This is a genomic window from Pseudomonas sp. GNP013, from assembly GCF_054343995.1.
Window position 1 is genome coordinate 2,227,800 of record NZ_JBTGUT010000001.1, and the last position, 12,781, is coordinate 2,240,580.

At 58.7% G+C, this 12,781-nt stretch carries 16 protein-coding genes; 7 read left to right on the top strand and 9 right to left on the bottom strand.

Translation table 11 applies throughout. From position 1 onward, the window contains the following. Positions 1 to 28: 28 nt before the first annotated feature. The 4 genes from ada to ACXX81_RS09940 form a co-directional block, all read right to left on the bottom strand. The gene (gene ada, locus ACXX81_RS09925; RefSeq protein WP_458571598.1) at positions 29 to 1,060 is read right to left on the bottom strand and encodes a bifunctional DNA-binding transcriptional regulator/O6-methylguanine-DNA methyltransferase Ada; all 1,032 of its coding nucleotides are present in this window, start codon (positions 1,058 to 1,060) and stop codon (positions 29 to 31) included. A gap of 75 nt (positions 1,061 to 1,135) precedes the next feature. Beyond that, positions 1,136 to 1,801, bottom strand: a complete 666-nt coding sequence (gene alkB / locus ACXX81_RS09930) for a DNA oxidative demethylase AlkB (protein WP_209982066.1) — start codon at positions 1,799 to 1,801, stop codon at positions 1,136 to 1,138. A 4-nt stretch (positions 1,802 to 1,805) separates the two neighbouring features. Beyond that, positions 1,806 to 1,973 carry a hypothetical protein gene (locus ACXX81_RS09935; protein ID WP_458571599.1) on the bottom strand — a complete coding sequence of 56 codons (168 nt, stop codon included), beginning with the start codon at positions 1,971 to 1,973 and terminating at the stop codon, positions 1,806 to 1,808. A gap of 25 nt (positions 1,974 to 1,998) precedes the next feature. Continuing rightward, positions 1,999 to 2,301 (bottom strand): DUF1883 domain-containing protein, encoded by a 303-nt coding sequence (locus ACXX81_RS09940; protein WP_003230751.1) that lies wholly within the window; start codon positions 2,299 to 2,301, stop codon positions 1,999 to 2,001. Between the two features lie 212 nt (positions 2,302 to 2,513). Between ACXX81_RS09940 and ACXX81_RS09945 the strand changes: the two genes are divergently transcribed. Together ACXX81_RS09945 and ACXX81_RS09950 are read left to right on the top strand one after the other, a co-directional pair. After that, the gene (locus ACXX81_RS09945; RefSeq protein ID WP_209982062.1) at positions 2,514 to 2,864 is read left to right on the top strand and encodes a hypothetical protein; all 351 of its coding nucleotides are present in this window, start codon (positions 2,514 to 2,516) and stop codon (positions 2,862 to 2,864) included. A gap of 91 nt (positions 2,865 to 2,955) precedes the next feature. Beyond that, positions 2,956 to 3,186 carry a hypothetical protein gene (locus ACXX81_RS09950; RefSeq protein ID WP_209982060.1) on the top strand — a complete coding sequence of 77 codons (231 nt, stop codon included), beginning with the start codon at positions 2,956 to 2,958 and terminating at the stop codon, positions 3,184 to 3,186. A gap of 22 nt (positions 3,187 to 3,208) precedes the next feature. On the opposite strand, the gene ACXX81_RS09955 is transcribed toward ACXX81_RS09950, so the two are convergent. The 3 genes from ACXX81_RS09955 to ACXX81_RS09965 all read right to left on the bottom strand — a co-directional run bounded on the left by ACXX81_RS09955 (position 3,209) and on the right by ACXX81_RS09965 (position 5,138). After that, complete coding sequence (locus ACXX81_RS09955; protein WP_458571600.1) at positions 3,209 to 3,490, bottom strand: YgdI/YgdR family lipoprotein; 282 nt, start codon at positions 3,488 to 3,490, stop codon at positions 3,209 to 3,211. A 133-nt stretch (positions 3,491 to 3,623) separates the two neighbouring features. Then, a protein-coding gene (locus ACXX81_RS09960; protein WP_231423853.1) for an IS3 family transposase occupies positions 3,624 to 4,846 on the bottom strand; the annotation gives its coding sequence in 2 pieces (ribosomal slippage) (positions 3,624 to 4,495 and positions 4,495 to 4,846; 1,224 coding nt in all). A gap of 106 nt (positions 4,847 to 4,952) precedes the next feature. After that, positions 4,953 to 5,138: a hypothetical protein gene (locus ACXX81_RS09965; protein ID WP_209982057.1), complete on the bottom strand. Its 186-nt coding sequence runs from the start codon at positions 5,136 to 5,138 to the stop codon at positions 4,953 to 4,955. Between the two features lie 241 nt (positions 5,139 to 5,379). Here ACXX81_RS09965 and galU point away from each other — a divergent pair, with 241 nt between their 5' ends. After that, positions 5,380 to 6,219: a UTP--glucose-1-phosphate uridylyltransferase GalU gene (gene galU / locus ACXX81_RS09970; RefSeq protein WP_003230743.1), complete on the top strand. Its 840-nt coding sequence runs from the start codon at positions 5,380 to 5,382 to the stop codon at positions 6,217 to 6,219. Positions 6,220 to 6,326: 107 nt separating this feature from the next. Then, positions 6,327 to 7,685 (top strand): glutathione-disulfide reductase, encoded by a 1,359-nt coding sequence (gene gorA, locus ACXX81_RS09975; RefSeq protein WP_458571601.1) that lies wholly within the window; start codon positions 6,327 to 6,329, stop codon positions 7,683 to 7,685. Here the strand turns inward: gorA and ACXX81_RS09980 are convergent, their stop codons facing one another. Beyond that, positions 7,686 to 8,693, bottom strand: a complete 1,008-nt coding sequence (locus ACXX81_RS09980) for a DNA-binding protein (RefSeq protein ID WP_458571602.1) — start codon at positions 8,691 to 8,693, stop codon at positions 7,686 to 7,688. A 170-nt stretch (positions 8,694 to 8,863) separates the two neighbouring features. Here ACXX81_RS09980 and ACXX81_RS09985 point away from each other — a divergent pair, with 170 nt between their 5' ends. From ACXX81_RS09985 to ahpF, 3 genes are all read left to right on the top strand, one after another. After that, complete coding sequence (locus tag ACXX81_RS09985; RefSeq protein ID WP_458571603.1) at positions 8,864 to 9,796, top strand: site-specific integrase; 933 nt, start codon at positions 8,864 to 8,866, stop codon at positions 9,794 to 9,796. Positions 9,797 to 9,929: 133 nt separating this feature from the next. After that, the gene (gene ahpC / locus ACXX81_RS09990; RefSeq protein WP_003191303.1) at positions 9,930 to 10,493 is read left to right on the top strand and encodes an alkyl hydroperoxide reductase subunit C; all 564 of its coding nucleotides are present in this window, start codon (positions 9,930 to 9,932) and stop codon (positions 10,491 to 10,493) included. Positions 10,494 to 10,616: 123 nt separating this feature from the next. Continuing rightward, complete coding sequence (gene ahpF, locus ACXX81_RS09995; protein WP_209982048.1) at positions 10,617 to 12,182, top strand: alkyl hydroperoxide reductase subunit F; 1,566 nt, start codon at positions 10,617 to 10,619, stop codon at positions 12,180 to 12,182. 50 nt (positions 12,183 to 12,232) lie between these two features. On the opposite strand, the gene gloA is transcribed toward ahpF, so the two are convergent. After that, entirely contained in the window at positions 12,233 to 12,754 is a 522-nt protein-coding gene (gene gloA, locus ACXX81_RS10000; protein WP_209982046.1) for a lactoylglutathione lyase, read from the bottom strand. Between the last annotated feature and the right edge of the window lie 27 nt (positions 12,755 to 12,781).

Here is a 12,781-nt window from a genome sequence, read left to right on the forward strand (position 1 = left end):
CAGGGCCATGCTCATCCGGCCAGTCCGTTCAACCCTCGCGTTCTCGTTCCAATAGCTGCCGCTTGCGCTCCACGCCCCAGCGATAACCACTCAAATCGCCGTTGCTGCGCACCACGCGGTGACAGGGAATCGCCACCGCCAAGCTGTTGGCCCCGCAGGCTTGCGCCACCGCACGGAATGACGTGGGCGCGCCGATGCGTTGGGCGATCTGCGCATAACTGGCGGTGCTGCCCGGCGGAATATCGCGCAAGGCCTGCCACACCCGTTCCTGAAACGCCGTGCCGCGCAGGTCCAGCGGCAGGTTCAGGCCCAGGCCAGGCGCTTCGATAAAGCCCACGACCTGAGCGACCAGCTGTTCGAAGTCGTGATCCGCGCCGACCAGCTCGGCCTTGGGGAACTTGTCCTGAAGGTCTTGCACCAGCGCATTCGGATCGTCGCCCAGCAGGATCGCGCACACGCCTCGCAGGCTTTGCGCTACCAGAATCGCGCCCAGCGAGCATTCACCCACGGCAAAACGGATTTCGCTGTTGGTGCCGCCGGCCTTGTATTCACTGGGTTTCATGCCCAGCATTTGCCCGGCCGACTCATAAAAGCGGCTGTTGGAGTTGAAGCCTGCATCGTACAGCGCGTCCGTGACGCTGCCCTGCTGCGTGAGGCTGGCGCGCACTCTGCGTGAGCGTTCGGCGCGCGCATAGCCCTTGGGCGTGAGGCCGGTGACCGATTTGAACACCCGGTGAAAATGGAAGGGGCTCAACCCGGCCTGCAGGGCCAGGGTTTCAAGGCTGGGTTCGGTGTCGGCCTGTTCGATCTGGCGACACGCGTCGGCTACCCGTCGGGCATGCTGGGTGGCGCCTTCGGTGCGTTTATTCGGCCGATAACCGGCCGCCTCGGCTTGTTGAGGTGTGTCAAAAAACTCGACGTTCTCCGGGCGCGGCCGGCGTGCGCTGCTGCTGGGCCGGCAATAGACGCCGGTGGTTCTGACGCCGTAGACAAACAGGTTGTCGGCCTTGGGGTCTCGGGCGAGGACAGCGGCCCAGCGTGGGTCTTGTTCAATGTTCATGGCCTGGACTCTTGACGGTTCACCGGCAGATTAGCTGCACGGATGGCCCGTGGCACTCTGAAGCTTGCGGTCAAATCAGCCGGCAGTACGAAAGGTGAGGTTGATGCGTTGCGCACCCATGACCGGGTGCTCGCCGTCCTTGATCGGCATCACCCCATGAAAGCGCAAGCGATCGACACCGCCCCAGACCACCACATCGCCATGGAACAGGGAAACTTTTTGCGGCTTGTCACTGCGCGCGTGGCCGCCGAACAGAAAGATCGCCGGCAGCCCGAGGGACACCGACACCACCGGCGCACGGTAGTGACGTTCGTTCTTGTCCTGGTGCAAGGACATTTTGGCGCCGGGCACGTAACGGTTGATCAGGCAGGCATCCGGTGCGAAGTCGCTGAAGCCTGCGCTCGCCGCCGCCTGCTCGGCCAGTTGGCGCAAGGCATCGGGCAGGGCAGGCCAGGGCTGTTGGTTGTGGGGATCAATCGGGCTGTAGCGGTAACCGCTGCTGTCGGTGGTCCAGCCCAATGCGCCACAGCTGCTCAGCGCCGCCGACATGGTAAAGCCGCCGGGTGTGACCATTCTGCGAAAGGGCGAGCGGGCCAGTACGCGTCTCAGCTCGGGCAGCAGGCGATCAATCCATGGCAAGGCAAAGCCTCTGAGCACCCAGGATTGTTCGCCGATCTGCTCGCGGCTTGCCGGTTGCTGCAAGGCCTCGTCGGCAAACAGATCGGCAGTGGGGCCGGCCATGGGCTTACAGCGCCTTGCTCACGGTGATTTCGCTGATTTCGTCGCCGGCATGGTGAATTTTCGCCAGCGCTTGCCTGGCTTTTTCAATGCTTTTGGACTCAAGCTGGGCGAACTCAAAGCGGCGTTGGCCGTTGAGCTTGTACTTGATGACGTATTTGGTGGTAGTGGTCACAGCTTTATTCCTGTCAGTGCGCGGGTCAGCTCAGCTTGCTGCTGGTACGGCGGACGATGCGAATCTTGTGGGACAGCGCCGGTTTGCGGGTAACGCTGATGGCGCGACGGGTGACCACGTCCAGGGTGATGTTCCAGAAACCGGTGCTCGGCGCGGTGATTTTGGCCGGGAACTGATCGAAGGCGCCACCGTGGTAAGTGTGGCGGCCGCCGTTCTTGAAGCTGCGAAAATTCGCATCGCTCATCAGACGGATATTACAAGTTTGCGAGCATTCGATGACGACAATGTCTCCCTCATTGAGGTGCTCACGCTGGTGGATGAATTTCATGAGGTGTCTCCAGAAGGGCTTTTTCTGAAAAATCAGAACGATACGTAGGTTAAGATGGAGTTTATCAGCCCCAGCGCGTTTATTATCGGGCCGTCGTCGACGACTTCGACAATTTAAAACAGTTTATCTACCCGCTATCAGAGAAAAGTCCTACTTTTGCGGGAGAAAATTCCCATGCCCGCTGTCGTAGGATCTTTATCGGAGGTTTTTGTATGAAGTGGAGTGTGTTGGTTCTGGCGTTGGCGATCGGCGGGTGTGCTTCGGTTGCAGACATCAAGCAGACCCCGCCCACGCTGGCGGTGATTTCCGGAAAGAAACCGCAGGATTATGCGGCGTGCATTGTGCAGAAGTTGTCCAGCACGCGTCGGCCATCGCAGATAGAGCCGCACAAGAACGGGGTACAGGTGATCGTGCCACAGAAATTCTCGTCTGACCCTTCGGCGATTTTCGAGATTGAAGACCGTTCCAGTGGCAGTAGCATCAAGCTGTACGAGAGCATGTCCAATGTGCCGATCCGCCCGGGTGACGTGAAGAAAGCCGGAGAAGATTGCATCTCCGGCTGAGTGCTGTAACAGGTCCAACCTTTTGAATCCGATAAAAATGCCGCTCGACCCTTGAGGCCAAGCGGCATTTGTGTGTTTTTGGAACGCCGTCATGAAACGTGAACACGTCACAAGCTGTCAGGCCGAGGGCCTGATTTCTGCCACTCACATTATCCAGAACCCTGCCGATCTGGGTGAATGGATCGTCTTCTTCAAAAAAAGCGGCGGCCGCAGTTTTTTCCTGGTGGATGATCAGGATGAAGTGGAGTCCTTCGCGCGCCTGGATGATTTGACCGAGACGCTGCGAGGGCTGGGCATCCGCTTTGCCGAGATTCAACTATAGGGGTACAGCAGGGGCGCAGCGCCTATTTGCACACGACCACTACACTGCGGCCCTTGAAATTGCCGACATCCTTGCCGAGCGTCTTGTCTTCTTCGCTCAGTGCAGGCGTGCCTTCGGTGCCGATGATGCGGTAGCCGGTGCCGGCGCAGGAGGCATCGGCCTTCTCGTAACAGCTGGCCCAGGAGTTGACTTCGCCTGAGCAATCGATGGTCAGGCCTTGTTCGCCATTTTTGAGGACCACGTCAGAGGTGGTGGTGCAACCGGCCAGCGCCAGTACTGCAATCAGTATCAGGATCTTGTTCATGGTGGGGTCGTCGTCGAAGGTGTTATAGAGGGGGCGCTGACACTGTCGTGGGGCGTTTGCGCAAGATTATAGCGATCTGCCATCTTGGTACAGACATGTCTAGTCCTGAAATAGGTTTACACCTGTTTCAGTCTCAAAACGCCTGATGCACCGCATCGGGCGTTTTGTATTTCAGGGATAAGTGCGGCCGCTCCCCGTTGTAGATCAGCACCGACTCATCCACCATTTTTACGGCATCCGCCAAATCTTTGGGCCGGTGCAGCAAAAACTCAGTTTTCAAAATCCCGTTTACCCGCTCTGCCATCGCGTTCTGATAGCAATCGTAGCCGTCCGTCATTGAGCACTTGATCCCATGCTTGGCGTGCATTTGCTGGTACAGGTCGGAGCAGTATTGGGCCCCGCGATCCGAGTGATGGATCAGCGATTGCTTGGATTTTCGCTGGCTAACAGCTTTCTGCAATGCTTTGACCACCGACTCCGTATGCAAGCTGTCATGCACATGATGACCCACGATCTTGCGTGAGTACGCGTCTGTTATCAGGCTGACGTAAACAACACTTTCCCGCGTGGGCAGATAGGTAATATCTGCAACCCAAACCTGCTCGGGCCTGCCAGCGACAACTTGTTCCGGGCCTGCTTTGAGCAGGTTGGGATGGCGGCGGAACCGATGATGGCTATGCGTAGTTTTATGATAAGCACGCTTTCGAGGAACCAGCTCTCGCGCTTCGCGCAAGATGGAAAAAAGACGGTCTCGACCAACAATTACCTGCACTTCAGCCTCAGTGCTCATCAGATAATGCAGCTTGCGCGTGCCTAACCTCGGCTGGCGACGCCGCTTTTCCAGAACAAAGTCCACTACTTGCTGGTCTTGGTGAGCTCTCGCATCAACGGCTCGGTTACGTTTGTAATACGCTTGGCGCGAAATTCCCATGAACAGGCAAGCCCTGGTAATGCTCAGGTCTTGGATTTGCCCTTGCGAGAGGACTTGCCGGGTCGCTTTTTTACGATGGACACACCGTAATCATTTTTCAAGACGTTCACGACAGCTTCAAAGAACTGGGCCCTTTGATTGCTCAGCGCCAACTGTTCTTCAAGCTCTTTAATCCGCTGCTCGGGTGTCAGCGGGAGGTGGGGGTCGGTCATCGGCCTGCTCCGCGGCGCTCGGATTGAGGCGCCTTGGCTCCAGTCCTGTCGGCCATGCTTGCGTAGCCAAACCAGTACCGTGGACCGGCCCTGAATGCCAAAGCGCCGTTGAGCCTCTTTATAACTCAACTCGCCTTTTTCGACTTGGTCTACGACCGACAATTTAAAAGCTAGCGTGTAATCGCGTTGGCTGCGCCTTTTTCCCGTATCCATTGAGTCCTCCTGAAGAAAGGTCAGAAGGTGTAAACCTTATTCAGGACGGGACAACAAACACAAAAAAGCCCCGATTATCGGGGCTTTTTATGCAGGGCTTTAAGGCTTATTTGCCCTTGGGCCGCTTGCTGGACGCATGGCCTGCCTCATCCACGAACACTTCGGCAACGGCAATGGCCATGCTCTCGCTGGCGAATACGCCTGCGACGCTGTCACCGTGGAAGTTGATCAAGTGCCAGCCGTCCGCTCGCTGGGTGATCAGGTAGCCATTTACGCCTTTGGGTTCTGACATCTATTAACCGTCTCATGATGTGATTCAAGGCCGCAATGATAGCGCCAAACGTTGCATTGCGGCCCAAGTTATTGCATATCCATGGCGTGGGTGAGGGCACTTGTCACAAGATATGCGGAACTTACGCAGAAAATTTTTCTCTATGTTGCTATCGCAACGCCAGCAGGACCCATTGTAAGGTGACTGCGGCGTCATTAGACTGCGCCGAATTCCGTACGCACAGCCCTTTGTAAGGACTCATATGATCAAGAAATGCTTGTTCCCAGCAGCCGGTTACGGCACTCGCTTCTTGCCAGCGACCAAGGCCATGCCCAAAGAGATGCTGCCGGTGGTAAACAAGCCACTGATCCAGTACGGCGTCGAAGAGGCACTGGATGCCGGTCTGAATGAAATTTCCATCGTCACCGGTCGCGGCAAGCGCGCGCTGGAAGACCACTTCGACATCAGCTACGAGCTGGAAAACCAGATCAAGGGCACCGACAAGGAAAAATACCTGGTCGGTATTCGCAAGCTGCTCGACGAGTGCTCGTTCTCCTACACCCGTCAAACCCAGATGAAAGGCCTTGGCCATGCCATCCTCACCGGCCGCCCACTGATCGGTGACGAACCGTTCGCCGTGGTCCTGGCTGATGACCTGTGCGTCAACCTGGAAGGCGACGGCGTGCTGACCCAGATGGTCAAGCTTTACCAGAAATACCGTTGCACCATCGTGGCTGTGATGGAGGTCAACCCGGCCGAGACCAACAAGTACGGCGTTATCGCCGGCGACGACATTGGTGATGGCCTGATCCGCGTCCGCGACATGGTCGAGAAGCCAGCGCCGGAAGACGCGCCATCGAACCTGGCGATCATCGGTCGTTACATCCTGACCCCGGACATCTTCAAGTTGATCGAAGAAACCGAGCCAGGCAAGGGCGGTGAAATCCAGATCACCGACGCCCTGCTCAAGCAAGCCAAAGACGGTTGCGTGATTGCCTACAAATTCAAGGGCCAGCGTTTTGACTGCGGCGGCGCCGAAGGCTACATCGAAGCCACCAACTTCTGCTACGAGCACTTCTACAAGACGGGCAAAGCTTACTGATTCACGCCTGTGTCGTTGTGTTTAAAGAGAAAGCCACCCCCGGGTGGCTTTTTCGTTTTTCAGCCCCATCTAAGTCGGTATGCTGATGTGCTGCCGAGGAGAATGAAATGGCCTACGATTTTGACCTGTATGTAATTGGCGCCGGTTCCGGCGGTGTTCGTGCGGCCCGTTTTGCCGCAGGCTTTGGTGCCAAAGTGGCCGTGGCCGAAAGCCGCTACCTGGGCGGTACCTGCGTCAACGTCGGTTGCGTGCCGAAAAAGCTGTTGGTGTACGGCGCACATTTTGCCGAAGATTTCGAGCAGGCCAGTGGTTTTGGCTGGTCCCTGGGTGAAGCGAACTTCGATTGGGCGACCTTGATCGCCAACAAGGATCGCGAGATCAACCGCCTCAATGGCATCTACCGCAAGCTGCTGGTCGACAGTGGCGTGACCCTGCACGAAGGACATGCGCGACTGGTTGATTCTCATCAGGTGGAAATCAATGGCGAGCGGTTCACCGCCAAACACATCCTGATCGCTACCGGTGGCTGGCCGCAGATTCCGGAGATTCCGGGGCGCGAACACGCAATTGGCTCCAACGAAGCCTTCTTCCTCAAAGAGCTGCCCAAGCGCGTATTGGTGGTGGGCGGTGGCTACATCGCGGTCGAGTTTGCCGGGATCTTCCACGGCCTTGGCGCCAGTACATCGCTGCTGTATCGCGGCGATCTGTTTCTGCGCGGCTTCGACGGTTCGGTGCGAACCCACCTGAAAGAAGAGCTGACCAAGCGCGGCCTGGACCTGCAGTTCAATGCCGATATCGCGCGTATCGACAAGCAGGCCGATGGCAGCCTCAGGGCCACGCTCAAGGATGGTCGCGTGCTGGAAGCCGATTGCGTGTTCTACGCCACGGGCCGCCGGCCGATGCTGGATAACCTTGGCCTGGAAAATACCGACGTCAAACTGGACAAGCGCGGCTTCGTCGAAGTGGATGACCTGTACCAGACCGCTGAAGCGTCGATCCTGGCGATTGGCGATGTGATCGGTCGTGTGCAGCTGACCCCGGTGGCCCTGGCTGAAGGCATGGCGGTGGCACGTCGCCTGTTCAAGCCCGAGCAGTATCGCCCGGTGGATTACGCGATGATTCCGACGGCAGTGTTCAGTTTGCCGAACATCGGCACCGTTGGCCTGACCGAAGAAGATGCGAAAGAGCAGGGCCACAGCGTGAAGGTGTTTGAAAGCCGCTTCCGGCCAATGAAGCTCACGCTTACCGATTGCCAGGAAAAGACCCTGATGAAACTGGTGGTCGACGCCGACACCGACAAGGTGCTGGGTTGCCACATAGTCGGCCCCGATGCCGGCGAAATCGTGCAGGGCCTGGCGATCGCGCTCAAGGCGGGCGCGACCAAGCAGCATTTCGACGAAACCATCGGCGTGCACCCCACGGCCGCTGAAGAGTTCGTCACCATGCGCACGCCTGTAGCCGACTGATCAGGCGTCAGGCGTTGCCTCTGGCGTCGTCGCAACGACGGCCGCCAGGCGTAGCGCCTCGATGCTGGCCTGGGCCTTGATCAGGTCCAGCTCCAGCGTCTTGTTCTTTTGTTGATGCTCGGCCAGCGCGTCCTGGCGTGACTGGCTGTCCAACATGGCCACGCGCAGACGCTCCTGCAGCAGGACGCGCTCGCTTTCAATCCGGTTTACCTGTTCGCTCAGCGCGAGTTGCCGGGCCTGGTCTTCGCGGGTCTGTTCCTGCAGTGTATTCAGTTCCCTGGCCGTGACGCGGTGCTCGATCAGCAGGCGCTCGTTGTCACGGTGCAACTGGGTGATCTCGTCCTGACGCACCATCGCGCTTTGCTGCGCCTGGCGCAGCTCGGCCTGCACCTGCTGCACCTGGCCCTCGTGACGACGCTGCTCCTGCTCGCGCTGTTCCTTGATGGCGTTGCGGTAGTGCTCCAGTGCATCGCGGGCGTGCAGGTGTTTTTCTTCCAGCGAGCGGATCTGTTCGTCTTTATCGTTAATCCTCAATTCGTAATCGCTGCACGCCTGGCTGAGCCCGGCGTTGCGTGTCTGCTCGGTTTGCAGGCTGGTGCTGGCGGTCTGCAGTGCAGCACTTTCTTCGGCAAGCGCTGCGGCCTGGATATCGAACTGCTGCTTGAGCTGGCCGTGGGCAAGCTCGAGTTCTTCCAGCTGGCCGAGCAGGGCGGCTTTGTCCTGTTCGAACCGCGCCTGGGCCAGGTCAATTGGCTCCTGGGCTTTCTCCTTGAGGCGCTGGGCCAGTCGTGACACCAGCTCGCTCAGCTCGTCGTCGATGGGCGCCTGGGTGATGGTCGCCCGGGTTTCGCTCTCGTCCAGCTCCTTCAAATACCGATGAATAGTGGTTTTCGAACCGGTATTGCCCATCTCGATGCGTACCGCGTCGATGCTGGGGTTTTCGCCGCGGGCGATGATCGCCGTGCGCGCCGTCTGCACTACTGCCTTATTAATGCCGCCACGAGCCATGGGGTCTCCGTCGATTTCGTACTGTGGTACAGAGTATGTATTTACATACCGTATCATAAATAAAAGGGTCTTTAAATTCATGATTTAACAGATGGGATATTGGCGTATTATCCCGTGTCATGTGCGTTGTGAGCGCGAAAACCCCTGCCATCAGTACGAATAGGCCTGCCATGAGCGATCTGGAGCGGTATCTCAACGCCGCCACCCGCGACAACACGCGCCGCAGCTATCGCGCGGCCATCGAGCATTTCGAAGTGAGTTGGGGCGGATTCCTGCCGGCGACGAGCGACAGTGTGGCGCGCTATCTGGTGGCGCATGCAGGCGTGCTGGCGGTCAATACGCTGAAGCTGCGCCTGTCGGCGTTGGCGCAGTGGCACACCAGCCAGGGTTTTCCCGATCCGACCAGGACGCCTGTGGTGCGCAAGGTGCTCAAGGGCATTCGGGCCGTGCACCCGGTTCAGGAGAAGCAGGCCGAGCCGTTGCAACTCATTCATTTGGAGCAGGTGGTGGCTTCTCTGCAGGCAGAGGCCCAGGAGGCGAGCGATCAACAGGATCAGCCGCGACTGCTGCGCGCCCGGCGCGACACTGCGTTGATCCTGCTGGGGTTCTGGCGCGGGTTTCGCAGTGATGAGCTGTGTCGCCTGCAGATCGAACATGTGCAGGCCACGCCCGGCGCCGGTATCAGCCTGTACCTGCCGCGCAGCAAAAGCGATCGGCACAATCTCGGCAAGACTTACCAAACGCCTGCACTCTTGAGGCTGTGCCCGGTACAGGCCTACAGCGAATGGCTCAGCGCTTCGGCGCTGGTGCGCGGCCCGGTGTTTCGCGGCATTGACCGTTGGGGCAACCTGGGCGAGGCGGGCTTGCATCCCAACAGCGTGATTCCATTGCTGCGCCAGGCGCTGGAGCGTGCGGGGATCGCCGCCGAGCAATACACCAGCCACTCATTGCGCCGGGGCTTTGCGACCTGGGCTCACCGCAGCGGCTGGGACTTGAAGTCGTTGATGAGTTACGTCGGCTGGCGCGACATGAAATCGGCCATGCGCTATGTTGAGGCAACCCCCTTTACCGGCATGACCCTGGCCAGCCAACCGCTGCTGTGAGATTTCTTCTATTAATACAGCTACCTGATAGGGAAAACCAATCACCAGCATCAGGTTTGCCAATGAGCCATCGACGCAAAGAGTGGTTAGGATTCACCCCATCAACTTCATAACCCCTGACGGAGAGTCAACGATGCCTATCATCAACAGCCAAGTAAAACCGTTCAAAGCCACCGCATTCAAAAACGGCAGCTTCGTAGATGTGACCGACGCTGACCTGAAAGGCAAGTGGTCCGTTGTGTTCTTCTACCCAGCCGACTTCACCTTCGTTTGCCCAACCGAACTGGAAGACCTGGCTGACAACTACGCCGAATTCCAGAAACTGGGCGTCGAGATCTACAGCGTGTCCACCGACACCCACTTCGCGCACGCTGCCTGGCACAACACCTCGCCAGCCATCGGCAAGATCCAGTACACCATGATCGGCGACCCGACCCTGACCATCTCCCGCAACTTCGACGTGCTGATCGAGGAAGCAGGCCTGGCGGACCGCGGTACGTTCGTGATCAACCCGGAAGGCCAGATCAAGATCGTCGAACTGAACGACGGTGGTGTTGGCCGTGATGCTTCCGAGCTGCTGCGCAAAATCAAGGCTGCCCAGTACGTCGCTGCCCACCCGGGCGAAGTGTGCCCAGCCAAGTGGAAAGAAGGCGAGGCCACTCTGGCTCCGTCCCTGGACCTGGTTGGCAAGATCTAAGTCTGTGAAGCACCCAGGGCGGGTATCCGCACCTACTCAGTAAGCTGCAACCGCCCTCAAAAACGCCCGGGCGAGATTCGCTCGGGCGTTTTTTTATACCCGAAATCAAAGGAAATCGCCCGTATGTTGGACGCCACTCTTAAAGCTCAGTTGAAGTCATACCTGGAACGGGTCACCCAGCCGATTGAGATCGTCGCCTCCCTCGATGACGGCGCGAAATCCCAGGAAATGCTTGCCCTTTTGCAGGACGTGACCAGCCTCACCACGCTGATCACTCTGAACACCGATGGCAATGACGCGCGCAAGCCGTCGTTCTCCATCAACCGCCCGGGTGCCGATATCAGCCTGCGTTTTGCCGGCATCCCCATGGGCCATGAATTTACTTCGCTGGTGCTGGCCCTGCTGCAAGTCGGCGGCCACCCCTCGAAAGCCAGTGTCGAAGTGATTGAACAGATTCGCGCCCTTAAAGGCGAGTTCAGCTTCGAGACTTACTTCTCGCTGTCTTGCCAGAACTGCCCGGATGTCGTCCAGGCGCTGAACCTGATGGCCGTGCTCAACCCGAACATCCGCCACGTCGCCATCGACGGCGCGCTGTTCCAGGCGGAAGTCGATGAGCGCCAGGTCATGGCGGTGCCCAGCGTCTACTTGAACGGCGTGAACTTCGGTCAGGGCCGCATGGGGCTGGAAGAGATCCTCGCCAAGCTCGACACCAGCGGCATCGAAAAAGCCGCCGAAAAAATCAGTGCCAAGGACGCCTTTGACGTACTGGTCGTCGGTGGTGGCCCCGCGGGCTCTTCGGCCGCCATCTACGCTGCGCGCAAAGGCATTCGTACCGGTGTGGCGGCCGAGCGCTTTGGCGGCCAGGTGCTGGACACCATGTCCATCGAGAACTTCATCTCGGTGCAGGAAACCGAAGGGCCGAAACTGGTCAGCGCCCTGGAAGCCCATGTGCGTCAGTACGACGTGGACATCATGAACCTGCAGCGCGCCAGCAGCCTGATCCCGGCAAAAAATGCCGGTGACCTGCACGAAATTCGCTTCGAAAGCGGTGCCACCCTCAAGTCCAAAACGCTGATTCTGGCCACTGGCGCGCGCTGGCGTGAAATGGGTGTGCCGGGCGAGCAGCAATACAAGGCCAAGGGCGTGTGCTTCTGCCCGCACTGCGATGGCCCGCTGTTCAAGGGCAAGCGTGTGGCGGTGATCGGCGGCGGTAACTCCGGCGTGGAAGCAGCCATCGACCTGGCCGGTATTGTCAGCCACGTCACTTTGCTCGAGTTCGACAGCAAACTGCGCGCCGACGCCGTGTTGCAACGCAAGTTGCACAGCCTGCCGAACGTGGACGTGATCACCAGTGCGCTGACCAGTGAAGTCAAAGGCGACGGCCAGAAAGTCACCGGCCTCGTGTACAAGGATCGCGACAGCGGCGAGTTCAACACCCTCGACCTGGAAGGCATCTTTGTGCAGATCGGCTTGCTGCCTAATACCGACTGGCTCAAAGGCACCGTGGAGCTGACACCACGCGGCGAGATCATCGTCGATGCCCGTGGCGAAACGTCACTGCCAGGCGTGTTTGCCGCCGGTGACGTGACGACTGTACCTTACAAGCAGATCGTGATTGCGGTAGGCGAGGGCGCGAAGGCCTCCCTGAGTGCTTTCGATCACTTGATCCGCAGCTCCGCTCCGGCTTGATACCAAGCCTGAAAATGAAAAACCCCATGAGCGATCATGGGGTTTTTTCGTTACAGCGGCGCGGGCTGAATGATCTCGACCCAGTACCCGTCCGGGTCCTTGATAAAGGCGATGCTTTTCATGCGGCCATCCGTCAGGCGCTTCTGGAAATCGCAGCCCAGGGCTTCGAAACGCTCGCAGGCGGCCACGATATCCGGCACCGAGATGCAGATATGACCGAAACCGCGTGGGTCAGTGTTGCCGTCGTGGTAGGCGAAATCTGCGTCGTTTTCGGTGCCGTGGTTGTGGGTCAGTTCCAGGATGCCCGGAATCGATTTCATCCACTGGGTACGCGCGGCGGCGTCCGCTGGAATTTGCGTTTTATCGACGAGGGCAAGGAAGTACAGGCTGAATTCGGCTTCCGCGAAATCGCGTTTTTCCACCAGGGAAAACCCCAGCACGCGCGTATAGAAGTCCAGCGACCGAGTGATGTCCTTGACCCGCAGCATGGTGTGGTTGAAGACGAAGTTCGAGGTGGCGGTGTCAGGTTGGGCGGTGACGCCCGGCAAGGTGTTCAGTTCGTGCAGGCTCATGGGCCCTCCAGAAAAAATGGGGCAAAG

What these genes read in the sequence shown, in the direction of transcription:
- ada (WP_458571598.1), bottom strand. Translation starts at nt 1,060, where the DNA reads ATGAACATTGAACAAGACCCACGCTGGGCCGCTGTCCTCGCCCGAGAC.
- alkB (WP_209982066.1), bottom strand. Translation starts at nt 1,801, where the DNA reads ATGGCCGGCCCCACTGCCGATCTGTTTGCCGACGAGGCCTTGCAGCAA.
- ACXX81_RS09940 (WP_003230751.1), bottom strand. Translation starts at nt 2,301, where the DNA reads ATGAAATTCATCCACCAGCGTGAGCACCTCAATGAGGGAGACATTGTC.
- ACXX81_RS09945 (WP_209982062.1), top strand. Translation starts at nt 2,514, where the DNA reads ATGAAGTGGAGTGTGTTGGTTCTGGCGTTGGCGATCGGCGGGTGTGCT.
- ACXX81_RS09950 (WP_209982060.1), top strand. Translation starts at nt 2,956, where the DNA reads ATGAAACGTGAACACGTCACAAGCTGTCAGGCCGAGGGCCTGATTTCT.
- ACXX81_RS09955 (WP_458571600.1), bottom strand. Translation starts at nt 3,490, where the DNA reads ATGAACAAGATCCTGATACTGATTGCAGTACTGGCGCTGGCCGGTTGC.
- ACXX81_RS09965 (WP_209982057.1), bottom strand. Translation starts at nt 5,138, where the DNA reads ATGTCAGAACCCAAAGGCGTAAATGGCTACCTGATCACCCAGCGAGCG.
- galU (WP_003230743.1), top strand. Translation starts at nt 5,380, where the DNA reads ATGATCAAGAAATGCTTGTTCCCAGCAGCCGGTTACGGCACTCGCTTC.
- gorA (WP_458571601.1), top strand. Translation starts at nt 6,327, where the DNA reads ATGGCCTACGATTTTGACCTGTATGTAATTGGCGCCGGTTCCGGCGGT.
- ACXX81_RS09980 (WP_458571602.1), bottom strand. Translation starts at nt 8,693, where the DNA reads ATGGCTCGTGGCGGCATTAATAAGGCAGTAGTGCAGACGGCGCGCACG.
- ACXX81_RS09985 (WP_458571603.1), top strand. Translation starts at nt 8,864, where the DNA reads ATGAGCGATCTGGAGCGGTATCTCAACGCCGCCACCCGCGACAACACG.
- ahpC (WP_003191303.1), top strand. Translation starts at nt 9,930, where the DNA reads ATGCCTATCATCAACAGCCAAGTAAAACCGTTCAAAGCCACCGCATTC.
- ahpF (WP_209982048.1), top strand. Translation starts at nt 10,617, where the DNA reads ATGTTGGACGCCACTCTTAAAGCTCAGTTGAAGTCATACCTGGAACGG.
- gloA (WP_209982046.1), bottom strand. Translation starts at nt 12,754, where the DNA reads ATGAGCCTGCACGAACTGAACACCTTGCCGGGCGTCACCGCCCAACCT.